At 60.3% G+C, this 15,739-nt stretch carries 14 protein-coding genes; 11 read left to right on the forward strand and 3 right to left on the reverse strand.

Annotated features, from left to right (window positions below):
* Positions 1–45 precede the first annotated feature (45 nt).
* From ACR0KM_RS04375 to ACR0KM_RS04415, 9 genes are all read left to right on the forward strand, one after another.
* The gene (locus tag ACR0KM_RS04375) at positions 46–1,752 is read left to right on the forward strand and encodes an IlvD/Edd family dehydratase (RefSeq protein WP_480857818.1); all 1,707 of its coding nucleotides are present in this window, start codon (positions 46–48) and stop codon (positions 1,750–1,752) included.
* Positions 1,752–2,516, forward strand: coding sequence for an SDR family NAD(P)-dependent oxidoreductase (locus ACR0KM_RS04380; RefSeq protein WP_480857819.1), 765 nt, complete (start codon positions 1,752–1,754; stop codon positions 2,514–2,516). The genes ACR0KM_RS04375 and ACR0KM_RS04380 overlap by 1 nt, the downstream gene beginning before the upstream one ends.
* Positions 2,517–2,520: 4 nt before the next feature.
* On the forward strand, positions 2,521–3,414 hold the full coding sequence (locus tag ACR0KM_RS04385; RefSeq protein WP_480857822.1) for a 2-dehydro-3-deoxygalactonokinase: 894 nt from the start codon (positions 2,521–2,523) through the stop codon (positions 3,412–3,414).
* Positions 3,411–4,016 (forward strand): 2-dehydro-3-deoxy-6-phosphogalactonate aldolase, encoded by a 606-nt coding sequence (locus ACR0KM_RS04390; RefSeq protein WP_480857823.1) that lies wholly within the window; start codon positions 3,411–3,413, stop codon positions 4,014–4,016. Before ACR0KM_RS04385 ends, ACR0KM_RS04390 begins: the two co-directional genes overlap by 4 nt.
* Complete coding sequence (locus ACR0KM_RS04395; RefSeq protein WP_480857825.1) at positions 4,013–4,873, forward strand: SMP-30/gluconolactonase/LRE family protein; 861 nt, start codon at positions 4,013–4,015, stop codon at positions 4,871–4,873. The genes ACR0KM_RS04390 and ACR0KM_RS04395 overlap by 4 nt, the downstream gene beginning before the upstream one ends.
* Positions 4,870–6,783, forward strand: coding sequence for a beta-galactosidase (locus tag ACR0KM_RS04400; protein ID WP_480857827.1), 1,914 nt, complete (start codon positions 4,870–4,872; stop codon positions 6,781–6,783). Before ACR0KM_RS04395 ends, ACR0KM_RS04400 begins: the two co-directional genes overlap by 4 nt.
* A gap of 66 nt (positions 6,784–6,849) precedes the next feature.
* Positions 6,850–8,679 (forward strand): family 1 glycosylhydrolase, encoded by a 1,830-nt coding sequence (locus tag ACR0KM_RS04405; RefSeq protein ID WP_480857828.1) that lies wholly within the window; start codon positions 6,850–6,852, stop codon positions 8,677–8,679.
* A 27-nt stretch (positions 8,680–8,706) separates the two neighbouring features.
* Positions 8,707–9,633, forward strand: a complete 927-nt coding sequence (locus ACR0KM_RS04410; RefSeq protein WP_480820743.1) for a carbohydrate kinase family protein — start codon at positions 8,707–8,709, stop codon at positions 9,631–9,633.
* 13 nt (positions 9,634–9,646) lie between these two features.
* Positions 9,647–10,312 carry a D-lyxose/D-mannose family sugar isomerase gene (locus ACR0KM_RS04415; RefSeq protein WP_480857830.1) on the forward strand — a complete coding sequence of 222 codons (666 nt, stop codon included), beginning with the start codon at positions 9,647–9,649 and terminating at the stop codon, positions 10,310–10,312.
* A gap of 50 nt (positions 10,313–10,362) precedes the next feature.
* Here the strand turns inward: ACR0KM_RS04415 and ACR0KM_RS04420 are convergent, their stop codons facing one another.
* The 3 genes from ACR0KM_RS04420 to ACR0KM_RS04430 form a co-directional block, all read right to left on the reverse strand.
* Positions 10,363–11,628, reverse strand: a complete 1,266-nt coding sequence (locus ACR0KM_RS04420; protein ID WP_480857831.1) for an ABC transporter permease — start codon at positions 11,626–11,628, stop codon at positions 10,363–10,365.
* A complete protein-coding gene (locus ACR0KM_RS04425) occupies positions 11,625–12,431 on the reverse strand; it encodes a taurine ABC transporter ATP-binding protein (RefSeq protein ID WP_480820737.1) in 807 nt (268 codons plus the stop codon). Before ACR0KM_RS04425 ends, ACR0KM_RS04420 begins: the two co-directional genes overlap by 4 nt.
* A gap of 74 nt (positions 12,432–12,505) precedes the next feature.
* Positions 12,506–13,501 (reverse strand): taurine ABC transporter substrate-binding protein, encoded by a 996-nt coding sequence (locus tag ACR0KM_RS04430; protein ID WP_480820735.1) that lies wholly within the window; start codon positions 13,499–13,501, stop codon positions 12,506–12,508.
* 178 nt (positions 13,502–13,679) lie between these two features.
* Between ACR0KM_RS04430 and ACR0KM_RS04435 the strand changes: the two genes are divergently transcribed.
* Both ACR0KM_RS04435 and ACR0KM_RS04440 read left to right on the forward strand, forming a co-directional pair.
* Positions 13,680–14,654, forward strand: coding sequence for a LysR family transcriptional regulator (locus tag ACR0KM_RS04435; protein WP_480820733.1), 975 nt, complete (start codon positions 13,680–13,682; stop codon positions 14,652–14,654).
* A gap of 106 nt (positions 14,655–14,760) precedes the next feature.
* Positions 14,761–15,735, forward strand: coding sequence for a LysR family transcriptional regulator (locus ACR0KM_RS04440; protein WP_480857832.1), 975 nt, complete (start codon positions 14,761–14,763; stop codon positions 15,733–15,735).
* Positions 15,736–15,739 lie beyond the last annotated feature (4 nt).

Below are 15,739 nucleotides of genomic sequence, written 5' to 3' on the forward strand. Positions count from 1 at the left end.
ACAAATACTCAAATCCCACCCCAGCCACGAAAAGCATCGCCCGACATGACAAAACGCCGCTCACAGCACTGGTACGGAAAACTCGACAAGGACGGGTTCATCCACCGCTCGTGGATGAAGAACCAGGGCTTTCCCGACCACGCCTTTGACGGGCGGCCCATCATCGGCATCTGCAACACATGGTCGGAACTGACCCCCTGCAACTCGGGCCTGCGCGATCTGGCCGAGGGCGTCAAACGCGGCGTATGGGAGGCCGGAGGCTTCCCCGTCGAATTCCCCGTCATGTCGCTGGGCGAGACCCAGATGAAGCCCACAGCCATGCTGTTCCGCAACCTGCTGGCGATGGATGTCGAGGAATCCATCCGCGCTTATGGTATCGACGGCGTCGTTTTGCTGGGCGGTTGCGACAAGACCACGCCGGGGCAGTTGATGGGTGCTGCCTCGGTCGATTTGCCATCCATCGTGGTCAGTTCTGGCCCGATGCTGAACGGTAAGTTCAAAGGCAAGGATATCGGCTCGGGCACGGATGTCTGGAAGTTCTCGGAAGAGGTCCGCGCTGGCGAGATGACCCTGCAAGATTTCATGAACGCCGAATCCGGCATGTCGCGCAGCGCCGGGGTCTGCATGACGATGGGCACCGCCTCCACAATGGCCTCGCTGGTCGAGGCGATGGGCATGTCCCTGCCCACTAACGCCGCCCTTCCCGCCGTCGACGCGCGTCGCATGGCGCTGGCGCATCTAACCGGCAAGCGGATTGTCGAGATGGTGGACGAAGACCTCAAACCCTCGGATATCCTGACCAAAGAGGCGTTCGAAAATGCCATTCTGGCAAACGCAGCCGTGGGAGGTTCGACCAACGCCGTGGTGCATCTTCTGGCGCTGGCGGGTCGCGTCGGCGTGGACCTGACCCTGAAAGACTTTGAAATCGGGTCCGAAATCCCGCTGCTGGTCAACTGCATGCCCTCGGGCACATACCTGATGGAAGACTTCTGCTACGCAGGCGGCGTGCCGGTTGTTCTGAACGAACTCAAACCGTTCCTGCGGCCTGCGAAAACGGTTCTGAACAAGGACATCTCAGCCCATTACGAGGGGGCCGAATGCTACAACGCCGATGTCATCCGCCCCTTCGCCGATCCGGTCAAACCCGCCGCGGGCCTGCGCGTGCTGCGCGGCAACCTTGCGCCCAACGGGGCCATCGTGAAGCCCTCGGCGGCGACGGATGAGTTGCTGGAAACCGAAGGTGAGGCCTTTGTCTTTGAAAGCATCGAGGACCTCAAAGCCAATATCGACCGCGATGATCTGCCCGTCACAGCCGACACCATTCTGGTGCTCAAGGGCTGCGGCCCCAAGGGATATCCCGGGATGCCCGAGGTCGGGAATATGCCGATCCCCGGCAAACTGGTGAAAGAGGGCGTGCGCGACATGATCCGCATCTCGGATGCCCGCATGTCGGGCACCGCCTTTGGCACCGTCATCCTGCATGTGAGCCCCGAGGCGCAAGCCGGCGGCACGCTGGCGCTTGTGAAAACCGGAGACCGCATCCGCGTTTCGGCCAGCAAGGGCGAGTTGGAACTACTGGTGGACGAGGCTGAGCTTGCGAGTCGCCGCGCCGCATGGCAGCCGGACGATCCACATTATACCCGAGGCTATGCCAAGCTTTACATCGACCACGTTCTACAAGCCGATCAGGGGGCCGACCTCGATTTCCTCGTTGGCAAAGACACCCGCCTTGTGACCAGAGAGAGCCACTGATGACCCAACCCGCCACTTTCCACGATCTGAATGGGGCTTCGGTTTACATCACCGGCGGCGGCTCGGGGCTTGGGGCTGCGCTGACGGACGGATTCATGACCCAAGGGGCACATGTCGCCTTCATCGGTCGGTCAGACGCCAACGCATTTGTTGAAGAGATGCGCGATAAACATGGCCGCGCGCCGCTGTTTCTGCAGGGCGACATGACCGACACAGAACTTCTGCATGCCACCATGGCCAAAGCAGCCGAGGCTCATGGCCCCATTCAGGTGCTGGTCAACAACGCGGCGAATGACAAACGCCACTCGCTTGCAGAAACCACACCCGAGTTCTGGGACTGGATGGTCGAGGTCAACCTCAAAGCCTATTTCTTTGCCTGCCAGGAGGCCGCGCGCCAGATGAAAGACGGCGGCTCGATCATCAACTTCAGCTCGATCAGCTATCTGATGGGCAACTCGGGCTATCCGATCTACACCACTTCAAATGCCGGGATCACGGGCATGACCCGGTCGCTTGCGCGCGAGCTGGGACCTGCGGGCATCCGTGTCAATGCGCTGGCGCCGGGCTGGGTGTTGACGCAGAAACAGCTGGATATGTGGGCCACGCCCGAGGATCTGGCCGCGCATCTGGAGCGGCAATGCCTGAAAGAACACCTCAAACCCGAAGACATGGTTGCGCCGACGCTGTTTCTTGCGTCAAAGGCCAGCCATGCGATGACCGGCCAGTGCATGGTGGTCGATGGCGGCGTGGTGGCAACGGGGTGAGATGATGAACACAGACTGGATCGCAGTGGACTGGGGAACATCCTGCCTAAGAGCTTGGGCCATGCAGGGCGAAACGGTCTTGCAACAGGCACAATCGCAGGACGGCATGTCGAAAACCGCTGGTGGCGACTTTCAGGCCGCGCTGCTTGCCCTGATCGAACCATGGCTGCCTCCCGCCCCCGTAGATGTCATAGCCTGCGGCATGGTCGGTGCGCGGCAGGGCTGGGTCGAAGCGCCATATGCCGCCGTGCCCTCGGCCCCGTTGCCCGCTGCGCCAATCCGGGTGCCCAACACCGATCCGCGCATCCGCGCCTTTGTCGTGCCCGGTCTGAAACAAGCCGACCCGGCGGATGTGATGCGGGGTGAGGAAACCCAGATCGCGGGTTATCTGGCCACCCGCCCTCATTGGGACGGGGTAATCTGCCTGCCTGGCACCCACACCAAATGGGTGCAGATCAGTGCCGGAGAGGTCATCAGTTTCCGCACGTTCATGACGGGCGAGATGTTCGATCTGCTGCGCGGGCAATCGGTGTTGCGTCACTCGATGGGTGAAGGCTGGGACGATGAGAGTTTCGGCGACGCGGTCACGGATGCCTTGTCGAAACCCGAGCAACTGGCCGCCCGGCTGTTTGGCCTGCGGGCCGCTGATCTGTTGCACGGGCAAAGCAAGGCCGTGGCGCAGGCTCGGCTGTCAGGGTTGTTGATCGGGGCGGAACTTGCTGCGACGCGGCCCTACTGGCTGGGTCAGCAGTTGGCAATCCTCGGGTCGGAGGGGCTGTCGCGTGCCTATGCCTCGGCGCTTGGGCAGCAAGGCGCGATGATCGAAATCGAAGATGCCACAACCGCGACGCTTGCCGGGCTGATGCAGGCCCGCGCGCTGACAAAGGAAACCGCATGAGCCGTCCGATCATAGCCATTCTGCGCGGTTTGACCCCGCCCGAGGCCGCATCCGTCGGGCGCGCTCTGATTGACGCCGGCATTGACCGGATCGAGGTGCCGCTGAACTCACCCGACCCGTTGGACAGTATCGGCATTCTGGCGCGTGAATTTGGCGACGCCGCGTTAATCGGCGCAGGCACCGTTCTGACACCGGATGAGGTGGATGCCGTAGCCGCCGTCGGTGGACGACTGATCGTGTCGCCCAATTGCGACGTGGATGTGATCGCACACACCCACCGGCTTGGCCTGGAAAGCTGGCCGGGCGTCTTCACCCCGACCGAGGCGTTTGCCGCGCTGAAAGCAGGGGCAAGCGGACTTAAGCTGTTTCCTGGGTCCATGGCTGGACCCTCGGGGCTTGCGGCAATGCGGGCGATTTTGCCCGCTGGGACGCATGTCTTTGCTGTTGGCGGCGCGGGGCCTGAGAACTTCGGCGACTGGATCAAGGCCAGCGCGGACGGGTTTGGCATTGGCTCGGCGCTATATAAGCCCGGCCTGTCGGTTGATGAGATCGCCGATCACGCCCGTCACATCGTCGCGGCCTATGATGAGGCGGCAGAATGACTCAGGTCTATGACGATCGCCCCTGCGAATTGGGCGAGGGTCCGTTGTGGCACCCGGAACGGCGGCAATTGTTCTGGTTCGACATCATCAACAAACGCATCTTGTCCCGCGAGGGCGACAGGCCGCGTGTCTGGCAGTTCAACGAGCATGTTTCGGCTGCCGGATGGATCGACCACGACACACTGCTGATCGCCTCGGAAACCGGGCTCTGGCGGTTTGGGTTGGAAACCGGCGCGCAAGAGTTGATCGTGGCGCTGGAGGCGGACAATACCGTGACCCGTTCAAATGACGGGCGCGCTGATCCTTGGGGCGGGTTCTGGATTGGGACCATGGGCAAACAGGCCGAGCCCGGGGCCGGGTCGATCTATCGCTATTGGCGGGGGGACCTGAGGCGACTGGTCGGGGGTGTCACGATCTCGAACGCGATCTGTTTTGCCCCGGACCGGTCCTGCGCCTACTTCTGTGATACCGTTACCAAACAGGTCATGCGCTGGCAGCTGGACGCACAGACCGGCTGGCCCGAGGGCGACGCTTCTGTCTTCATTGACCTCACGCAAGAGGGCCTGAACCCAGATGGTGCAGTCGTGGACAAACAAGGCAACATCTGGATTGCTCAATGGGGTGCCAGCCGGGTCGCCGCCTACGGCCCCGATGGGCAGTTCCTGCGCGCGGTGGATTTCGAAGCCCTGCATACGTCGTGCCCTGCTTTTGGGGGCGATGACCTGACCACCCTGTTCTGCACCACGGCCCGTCAGGGGCTGGAGGAGGCCATAGTGAACACGAATCCAACCAACGGCATGACCCTTGCCGCACCCGATATCGGCCCAGGGAAGATTGAACACAGAGTCATCTTATGAAACCCGAACTTGGCGTATGCTATTACCCGGAACACTGGCCCGAGACGCAGTGGGTCCACGACGCGGATCGTATGGTCCAGGCGGGCCTTACATGGGTCCGCATCGGCGAATTCGCATGGAGTCGACTGGAGCCTGCGCCGGGCGATTTACAGTTTGAATGGCTCGATCGCGCCGTTGAGACGCTGGGCGCAGCAGGGCTGAAGGTGGTCATGGGCACCCCAACGGCCACCCCGCCCCGCTGGATGCTGGACAAGCACCCGGATATGCTGGCCTTTGATGCGCAGGGTCAGCCGCGCAAGTTCGGATCGCGCAGGCACTATTGCTTTAGCCATCAGGGGTATATCGACGATTGCACCCGCATCGCGCGCATCATGGGCGAACGCTATGGGCGAAATCCGCATGTGGCAGCATGGCAAATCGACAATGAATATGGCTGCCATGACACAACGCTCAGCTACAGCCCCGTCGCGCTGCAGGCGTTTCGCCTCTGGCTTGCCGACCGGTACGGGACCATTGAGGCGTTGAACGCAGCCTGGGGCAATGTGTTCTGGTCGATGGAGTATTCCGGCTTTGACCAGATCGACCTGCCCAATCTGACGGTGACCGAACCCAATCCAGCGCATGTTATGGCCTTCCGCCGGTTCAGCTCGGACCAGGTTGTGGCTTTCAATGCCGCGCAGGTCGCCGCGCTGCGCCCGCTGACCGACGCGCCGCTGTTGCACAATTACATGGGGCGCGTGCTGGAATTCGATCACTTTGAGGTCGGGAAAGACCTCGATATCGCCACATGGGACAGCTATCCGATCGGCTTCCTGTCCGACCGGCTCGAGGCCGATGAGGCGCATAAATCGACCTTCCTACAGCAGGGCGATCCGGACATGCAGGCGTTTCATCACGACCTTTATCGCGCCGTTGGCCGAGGGCGTTGGTGGGTGATGGAACAACAGCCCGGCCCGGTGAACTGGGCCCCCTACAACCCTGCCCCGCTGCCCGGCATGGTACGCCTCTGGTCGCTTGAGGCCGTCGCGCACGGGGCCGAGGTGGTCAGCTATTTCCGCTGGCGGCAGGCTCCATTCGGGCAAGAGCAAATGCATGCGGGCCTTTTGACCCCATGGGGCGACGACGCCCCCGGACTGGCCGAGGCCCGGCAAACGGCGGACGAACTGGCCGATCTGGGACAGATCGCCCCCGCTCGCGCGCCGGTGGCGATCCTGTTCGACTATGCCTCGGATTGGGCGTGGGAAACGCAGCCGCAGGGTGCGGGCTTTGGCTATTTCCGCTTGGTGTTTTCAGTCTATCGGGCGCTGCGACGAGCCGGGTTGTCGGTGGATATCCTGTCAGCCTCGGACCCGGTGCCGGACGGCTACGACCTGATCCTTGCGCCGGGGCTGGCCAGCATTGACGACCGGCTGCGGCACGACCTGTCAAAGGCCAAGCTCGCGATCCTTGGCCCGCGCAGTGGGGCCATCACGCCCGAATTCCGCATCCCTGATCGGGGACGCCCCGGCCTGTCGGCGCTGAACTGCTCGGTCGACCTGATCGAAACCTTGCCTCCCGGCACTGAACGCCCGGTTCAGGGTGGCGGCGCGGTGGTTCACTGGGCCGAGCATCTGTCCGGAGAGGCCCCCGATCTGCTGTGCTTTGCCGGCGGCAACGCCTTGCTTAAGGGAACGCAGACCCTTTGGTATCTGGGCGGTTTCCCGGACGAGGTCCTTTGGGACAGGATCATTGCAATGGCCGCCCGGCAAACTGGTCTGACGGCACATCACATGCCCCCGGGTCTGCGCCGGCGCGAGACGGCGCAACACGAGGTACTGATTAACTATAATGCGGGTCCGGTCAGTTGGGAGGGTATCAGCATCGATGGCTGCGATGTTGTGTTCCGACCGCGTAAACCGGCCAGATCATAAGGCTAGATAACGCTAACATAACCTGCTAGGTGGCAGGGCGCAGGTCACGCCCAGCAGGTTGCAGCGATGAAATACACCCGTTCAGACTTTCCCGCAGGTTTTCTGTTTGGCACCAGCGCGCCTGCGCCGATCATGGCGGGGCCCGACTGTTTTCGCCTGCGACTTGAATGGGATCACATCCTGCCTGATGGGTACAACCCCGATCCAAAAGCGCTGGACACCTATGAGCAGCAGATCGACCAGATCTTGCATCACGGGTTACGACCTTGCATCACGCTTGACCATAACACCCTGCCCGCGCCGCTGACCGATATCGGTGGCTGGCGGAACCGGGACATTGCCCCGCGTTTTGCCGATTTCGCCGAGGCAGTCGTGGCCCGCATGGGCGCGCGCCTGTTTAGCATCGCGCATGGCGGACGTACTCCGATTGATGAAACTGACCAACGTGGCACCGCGCGCAGTCTTCATCACCAGTTTCTGGCCCATGGTCAGGCGGTTCAGGCGATGCGCAGCTATGGCATGACCAACATCGGTGCCGAGCTTGGCCGCGCCGACCCCGCCGAGCTTGAGGCGGTGATCACCGGGCACTACCCCGCCGCGATCCTCGACCAGATAGGCGACGGTCTGCCCGGGACCTGGCAGCAGGACCTTTCGACAATTGCCGAGCCGGTGGACTGGTATGGCGTGTCAGCAGAGGCCGTGCACGCGCTTGAGGTTGTGCACGGTTACACCAAAGACCGGCCGTTGTACTTGACGCTCTCCGCTGAGGACATGGCGAACCTTGATCCCGTGCTAGAGGCGGTTGAACGGCATATCCCGGTGCGCGGCGTGTTTCTAGACGTGAATCAACCAGAGATCCCTGCACTTCTGTCCGACCACCCCCTTCGCACCCCATGGATCCTGCCCGAGCGGCACCTGCACGCCCATTGGAACCTTGTTGCGGATATCGGTGGCACCAACACCCGGCTGGGAGTGGTCACCAACGGAGAGTTGACCGACCTGCGCAAACATCCAACCGGAACTCTGGCAGACCTACACACCGCGCTGCACGACCTGCGCGACGAGATCGGCACCGACCCGCGCGCCGTGGTGGCCGCCGGGGCCGGGCCGGTGCGGGATGGCGCGATCCGGCTGACCAACGCAAATCTGGTACTGTCCGAAGACACGCTTGCCCGCGCCTCCGGTGCACACCATACCTTTGTGATCAACGATTTCACCGCAGCCGCCTGGTCCGTTGCCGAGATCACCGGAGATCAGGTTGAGGTTCTTCAGGGCAAGCCCACGCCCCCGCTCGGAACCCGTTTGGTTGTAGGCCCGGGAACAGGGCTGGGCGTCGGGGCTCTGCTCTGGTCCGAAGGTCATTTCCACACAGCATCCGGCGAGGGCGGGCATATGGGCCTCTCGCCCCGGCATCGTGATGAGGTCGAGGTCTTCGACGCCGCCCGGCGCATCGCGCCCGAGTGCTTTTTCGAAGATAGCCTGGTGATCGAAGCCGAGATGTTTCTGAGCGGGACGGGCCTGCCCATTCTGTATCAAGCGGTGAGTATGGCCGGTGGTCGGACCCAGGCGGTAACGCGATCTGCCAAAGAAATCCTACAGGACGCGCTGGACGGCAATGATCCCTGTGCCGTGAAGACCGCGCGCATGTTTACGGAACATCTCGGCGCAATCATGGGCGATCTGGCAACGGCGCTGGTCCCAACTGGCGGGGTGTTCCTGGTGGGTGGCGTCGCTGAAAAGAACCGCTGGCTGTTTGGGCAGGATTTCCTGCGGGCCTTCAATGCAGGCGGGCGGTTCGATACGTTGCGCCAGGGTATGAACCTCTATGTGTCGGAACAGGATGAGTTCGGGATTGTTGGCGCTAACAATTTCTGCCAGAATGCGCTCGCGCGGTAAGAACCTGTCCAAAAGAAGGATAACGGGATGATCCTGTGTTGCGGAGAAGCCCTGATCGACATGATAGCGGCCCCAACGATTACGGGCGAACAGGGGTTTGTGCCGCATTCCGGCGGGGCAATCTTCAATACCGCGATTGCGCTGGGGCGTCTGGGTATCCAGACCGGGCTGCTCAGCGGCCTCTCGACCGATATGTTTGGCGAACAACTGACTGCGACGCTTCAGATCAGCCATGTCTCGACCAGCCACATTATTCGCGCGGATCGCCCTACGACGCTGGCCTTTGTCCAGCTTAAGGACGGCCACGCGACCTACAGCTTTGTCGATGAGAATTCAGCGGGCCGCATGCTGCGTCCCGACGATATGCCGGATCAACTGGCCGGGGTCTCAGCATTATATTTCGGCGGGATCAGCCTGGCTTGCGAGCCCTGTGCCGATGCCTATGCAGCGCTGCTGGAACGGCATGGTTCAGAGCGTGCGGTGATGCTGGATCCCAATATCCGACCGGGGTTCATCAAGGATCAGACGCGCTATCGCACCCGCCTCAATCGGATGATCGCACAGTCTGACATCGTCAAGGTTTCTGACGAAGACCTCGACTGGATCATTCCGGGCCCGGAGTCCCATGCCGAGAAAATACCGCTGCTGCTACAAGCCGGGCCTTCAGTCGTGATCGTCACCCAAGGGCGAGATGGCGCAACGGGCTATCTTGCCAACGGCTCGGCCGTCTCGGTTCCGGTTCAAAAGGTCGATGTCGTCGATACTGTTGGTGCGGGCGATACGTTCAACGCCGGCGTTCTTGCGCAGCTTGAGCAAGCCGGACAGATGAAGAAATCGGCGCTGCGGGCTCTCTCTTCAGACGACTTGAAGGCTGCATTGGAACTGGGCGCTCAGGTCGCCGCCGTAACTGTATCCCGCGCTGGGGCAAACCCGCCCTGGGCGCATGAACTTTGATGGGCAAAAGACAATGAAACGATCTGATATCAACAACATCAAGGCCGAAGCTCAACGCTTTGTCCAGTCCTTTGGGGCTGTGCTGCCTCCCTTTGCCGATTGGACACCGGACGAGATGCGCAGCGACAAAGCCGCAGGCATCCGCGACCGTGGCCTCGGTTGGGATATCACCGACTATGGCCAGGGCCGCTTCGACGAATTGGGGCTGTTCCTCTTTACGCTGCGCAACGGTGATGTCAGTGACCTGAGCCAGGGTCGTGGCATGCTTTACGCCGAAAAACTCTTGATCTCGCGTGATAAACAGCTGTCGCCCATGCACCGCCATATCCTGAAGGCCGAGGATATTATCAATCGTGGCGGTGGCGACCTTGTTATGGAGATTTACGCGTCGGACCCCGAAGGTGGCATTGATCGCGAAACCCCGGTTGTGGTCCCAAGCGATGCTTGCCCGGTCACCATTCAACCCGGCGAGCTATTGCGCCTGAAACCCGGTCAGAGCGTGACCCTCATGCCCGGCATCTGGCACGCATTCTGGGCGGAACAGGGCGATTGTCTGATTGGCGAAGTCTCGACGGTGAATGACGATCGCACGGACAACGTGTTCGAAGACCCGATCCCGCGCTTTGCGACCATCGAGGAAGATACAGCACCAGATTTTCTACTGGTATCCGACTACTAAGCGACCCCCGAAGACAGTCGGGAGCCGCTTTTGGACGGCGATCCGAACGATCAGCTGCGGCCTTTCCAGGGCACGAGCCAGTTTTCCGCTTTGCGCATCAGGATGTCGATCCCATACCCGATCACGCCGATCAGGACGATGCCCATTATGACGATATCGGTTAGCTGGAATTTCGAAGCGGCGATGATCATCATACCAGCGCCTTTCTGTGCGGCCACCAGTTCCGCAGCAACAACCGTGCCCCAGCAAACGCCCATCGCGACCCGTGCGCCCGTGAATATCTCGGGCAGCGAGTTCGGCACGATCACATAGCGCATGATCTGCCATTTTGAGGCACCCAGAGAGTAGGCCGCATGGATTTTCGAGATGTTCACTCCCGAAACTCCTGCACGTGCCGCGATAGTCATGATCCACAACGCCGCGAGGAACAGCAACACGATCTTGCCTGTCTCCCAGATTCCAAACCAGATGATCACCAGCGGGATCAGCGCCAGCGGAGGCACCGGTCGCATGAATTCGACGATTGGGTCGAACCACCCGCGGAACCAGCCCGAAAGACCCATGGCATAGCCCAGCGGAATACCCACCAGCGCGCCCGCCACAAACCCGGCGATGACACGCAGCAAGGACCAGCCCAAGTGCTGCCAGAGTGAGAAGTTCTGATACCCTTCGCTGGCGATTTCAAAGAAACGTGCCACGACGGTTTCCGGTGCAGGCAGCCAGATCGGATTCATCTGAAGACCCTGATTGGGCGTGAAGCTGATTGCGCCTTTGCCGGTCAGGGTAACCTTTCCGTCGCCCGTATTCACCGCATCATCCGGGCCAATCGGTGTGCCGTTGATGGCAATGATCTTTGCCCCATCCTTGCGCTTGGCGTCATCATTCTTGTCGAACAGAATGGTCGAGGAGCGGCCCGCTGGTGCTGCAAAAGCATCATCCTTGGCAAAGCCTGCTCCGGGTTCAACCTCGAAATCGTCTACCTCTTCGCCGAATGCAGGCACGCGAACGAAGACGGTCGCCTCATCCGTGGTCCCATCAGCGTTTTCCAAGGTGTAGGTGAATTGGGTCTCGCCAACGAAGGGACCGGGCACATGGATCGGAAACAGTTTCGATCCGGTAAACGCGGCCCAGATCACAAATATCACGAGAACGGAAATGATCGAAGCCGCCCGATCCGCCCGCACCGCGCTTTCGTCACCGAAGGTCACGGTTTTCAGGCTGGTAAAGTCCTGCCGCGACTGCAAGCCCCGGCGCATCGCGTAAACGATGAAGAACGCGCCTCCGAACAGGCCGATGTAAAACAGAAGTACAATCATGATGCCTGCTCCGTACGACCCATAATCTCTTCTTCCATCTCCCAGATCATCGACAGGATCTCATCGCGTTTTTCCGCAAACCCTTCGGATTTTTTCACGTCGCGCAGATCCGCATTCACGCCACGTTCGGCAAAGGGCAGGTTGTATTCGCGGTGAATCCGGCCCGGTCTGGGGGCCATCACGATCAGGCGCTCGCCCAGCAACAGCGCCTCTTCGACCGAGTGGGTGATCAGGATGATGGTCTTGCCGGTCTCTTTCCATAGCTTCAGAACCAGACCCTGCATCTTTTCTCGCGTCAGCGCGTCCAGAGCGCCCAAGGGTTCATCCATCAGGATCACGTCCGGCTCGTTGGCCAGACAGCGCGCCAACGCCACGCGTTGCTGCATCCCGCCCGACAGTTCGTAAACTGCCTTGTCCTTGAAATCCTGCAGGCCAACGACCTCAAGCAGATGATCCGAGATCTTGTCGCGCTCGGCCTTGGGCATACCTTTCATGCGCGGACCGAACTCGACATTTTCGCGCACGTTCATCCATTCGAACAACGCGCCTTTCTGGAATACCATCCCCCGCTCCGCGTCCGGGCCTTTGACCAGATGGCCGTTCAGTTCGATCTTGCCCGATGTGGGGGCCAGAAATCCCGCGACGATGTTCAGCAATGTGGTCTTGCCACAGCCAGAGGGGCCAAGCACCGACATCAGCTCACCTTCTTTCAGGCTCAGCGAGACATCCTGCAGCGCCTGTACTGATGAACCATTGGGTAGGTCGAAGCGCATGGACAAATCAACAATGTCCAGTTCAGGCATCCTGTATCCTTCCTGCGTGCATAGCGTTCGACCGGCCCGTCTGAGGGGCCGGTCGGATATCGCGTTTTGCGGTCTTAGTTACTTGCAGCCGCCAGCGGCGCGGTATTCACAGCACCTTCATAGGAGTCCAGTGCGGACTCGATGCTACCTGCCGAAACAAAGACGTTGGCCACGCCCTTCATGAAGTCCTGTGCGCCTCCGCCCAGCCACTTCTCGGACAGCTGTTCGTCGACCGACGGGAAGGTGAAGGTCGCGATAGTCGCCTCGGCATCTGCCGGATCCATACCCGCATCCTTGGCGATCACCGGTAGCATCTCATCCTTGCTGTCACCGGCATTCCACTTCGCGTTGGCGTCTGCGGTCACTTTCAGGAACTTCGAGAGAAGCTCGGGCTCTTCCTCGATGAAGCTGGACGGAGCGCTGGTCACATCAAAGACCAGAATGCCCAGTTCTTCCTTCTCGGCTCCGGTCAGCAGGATGTTGCCATGCTCGACCATGCGACGCAGTGCGCCACCCCAGCCACAGACCATATCCAGGTTGCCTTGTGCAAAGGCCGCCGCGCCGTCAGCCGGGGCCATATCCACAATCTCCATCGAGCCGACATCAACGCCGAAATGGCCCATCTGCGACAGGAAGCCATAATGCGCTGCCGTACCGATCGGGACGCCAACTTTCTTGCCGTTCAGCTCGGTCGCGTTGTCTTTGTCAATCTCCAGCGCCTCGGCTACGACGCAGTTGTCGTTTTCAGAATAGCTGACGGCGACGTCAACAATCTGGATGTCCTGACCTGCCGAAGTGGTGACAACAAAGGGTGGCACACCCTGGCTGACTGCGATCTGCACATCGCCCGACGCCATCGCCGCCGACATTGCCGTACCTGTGTCGAAGGACACCCAGTTGATCTTTACACCAAGCTCTTCTTCGTAGGTGCCATTTGCCTTGGCGTATTGGAACGGCATCGGCCACTCGAGGAAATACGCAACGGTAAGCTCATCCAACGCCGCCGCCTGCGAAGCGGTCAGCGCAGCAATGCTGGCAAAGGTGGTGGTTAACAGTTTTCTTTTGATCATTTTGTCTATGTTCTCCCTGCTGGTTCCGTCTGTTCGACTGTTCTTAGATCTCGAACTCTGGATCAGTGGAAAAACCATAATCGCCGACAGATGGAATCGTGAAATAAAAAACTTGTTGCGGTAAAAGCGAAACTTTGTTTCGCTTTGGATCGATGAACTGTGGGATCGGACCGCCGGAATGCCTAAAAAATCGCTCAGTCTAAGATGGCTGGAGGTGTTTCAGCTTATCGCCAAGCTTGGATCGATCCAAAAAGTATCGGTTGAGACCGGGCTGTCCATAAGCACTGTTTCAAACCATCTGCGCAGCCTTGAGAAAGCGTTGGAGGTCGATCTGGTCGATCACAGCCGCCGCCCGATGGGCCTGACCCCCGCCGGGACGGTTTTCCTGCGTCACGTAAGAGACGGGCTGACCGCCCTGAGAAGAGGCGAGGCCGAGCTGCGTTCGGGCAGCTGGCAGCATGCGACCGATCTGCGGCTGGGATTGTTCGACGATCTCGACATCCGCGTTGTACCAGAGCTTTTTCGGCATCTTTCAGTTTCATTACCCCGATGCAACTTCCGCCATTTCAACCGCCCCAGCCACGAAATCATCGACAAACTCCAATCGCAGAAGCTGGATGCGGGGGTCGCCGCCAGACCTGCCGATCATGTCGAGGGATTGGTCGAGTTTCCGGTGCTTCGGGATCCGTTCATTTTGATTCTGCCGCCTTCTTTTCATGGCTCATTCGACGAGCTGCTCGAACCAGACGCCGCTCTGCCTTTGCTGCGGTATTCTCGGGACCATAATATTGGCAAACTGATCGAAAGCCAGTTGACGCGCAGTAAGATCAACTTGCCCAATCGTTTTGAACTGGAATGCAATCAATCCATCATCGGGCTGGTGGCAGAAGGCAGCGGTTGGGCGATCAGTACCGCAGCAAGCTATTATCGCGCACGCCGGTTCCACGAGGATACCCGCGCCCTGCCCTTTCCGGGCAAAAGCTTTGCCCGCACTGTTTCCCTGTTCACAACCAGCGTTTACCCGCCAACCACCACGCGGTTGATCCACAATGCGCTGAACGATCTCATCCGCCAACATGTCGTCGCACCAATGACCACCAGATTCCCATGGCTGAAACAGGAGTTCCGCACGCTGCCAATGCTGCCCGGATGATTCCGAACAAAGCCGTTGCAGAATATCGCGCCCGGATATCAAGCTTCTGATATCAAGACCCCAATGCCATGACCAAAACGCGCCCAAGCTGAACGAGACACCCCTTATGCCTCGCCAAACCGCCCCCAAGGACCTCAGCCTCAAATGGCTGGAATTGTTTCAGATTTGTGCGCAGAAGGGGTCGCTACAAGCGGCCGCGAAGGAAACCGGCCTGACGATCAGCACGATCTCGCATCATCTGCGCAACCTCGAGGATCATCTGGGCGTCGAGCTGTTCAATCACGCGCGCCGCCCCATGGTGCTGACGCCCAAGGGGCATGTATTCCTGCGCAATATCGATGACGCGCTGCATCTGATCCGCAAGGCCAAGGCCGAAGCGTCGGCGGGCAGCATCGCCGAGGCCAGCTATCTGCGCTTTGGCACGATCGAGGATTTTGACAGCGACATCATCCCCGAACTGGCCGTGTACCTGTCGGCCAATATGCCCGCCTGCGATTTTCTGTATCACACCGACACCAGCCATACGATCATCGAGATGCTGCGCGACCGGCAGCTCGATTTGGGTATCTCCACCACGCCCACGGAAAAGATGCGCGACCTTCAGGATCGCCTATTGCTGCGCGACCCGTTTGTGATCGTGCTGCCAAAGGTCAATGACGAATCGTTGACCGATATCGTCGAGGGCCGCACGAAATTGCCTTTCCTGCGTTTCTCCAGCTCTTTGATCATTGCGCGGCAGATTGAATCGCAACTGCGCCGGATGGGGTTTTCATCGCCCCATCGGTTCGAGTGCAGCAATAACCAGACGCTTATGTCCATGGTCGCCGCCGGTGCCGGGTGGACCATCACCACCCCTCTGCTGTTTTCGCGGGCCAAACGGTTTCAGCCAAAGCTGAAGATGCACCCCTTTCCGGGCAAAAGCTTCTCTCGCACGCTGGCGCTGGTTGCGACGCCGGATTGTTCGCGGTCGGTGATCGAACTGGTCGATACCAAGACACGCACTCTGATCCGCGACCGCATCCTGGCGCCCCTGCACGCAGACAACCCATGGCTGGCCGAGCGGTTCGGACTGATCCAGTAGGCCA

The sequence above is a fragment of the Ruegeria sp. G10 genome (genome assembly GCF_056533645.1).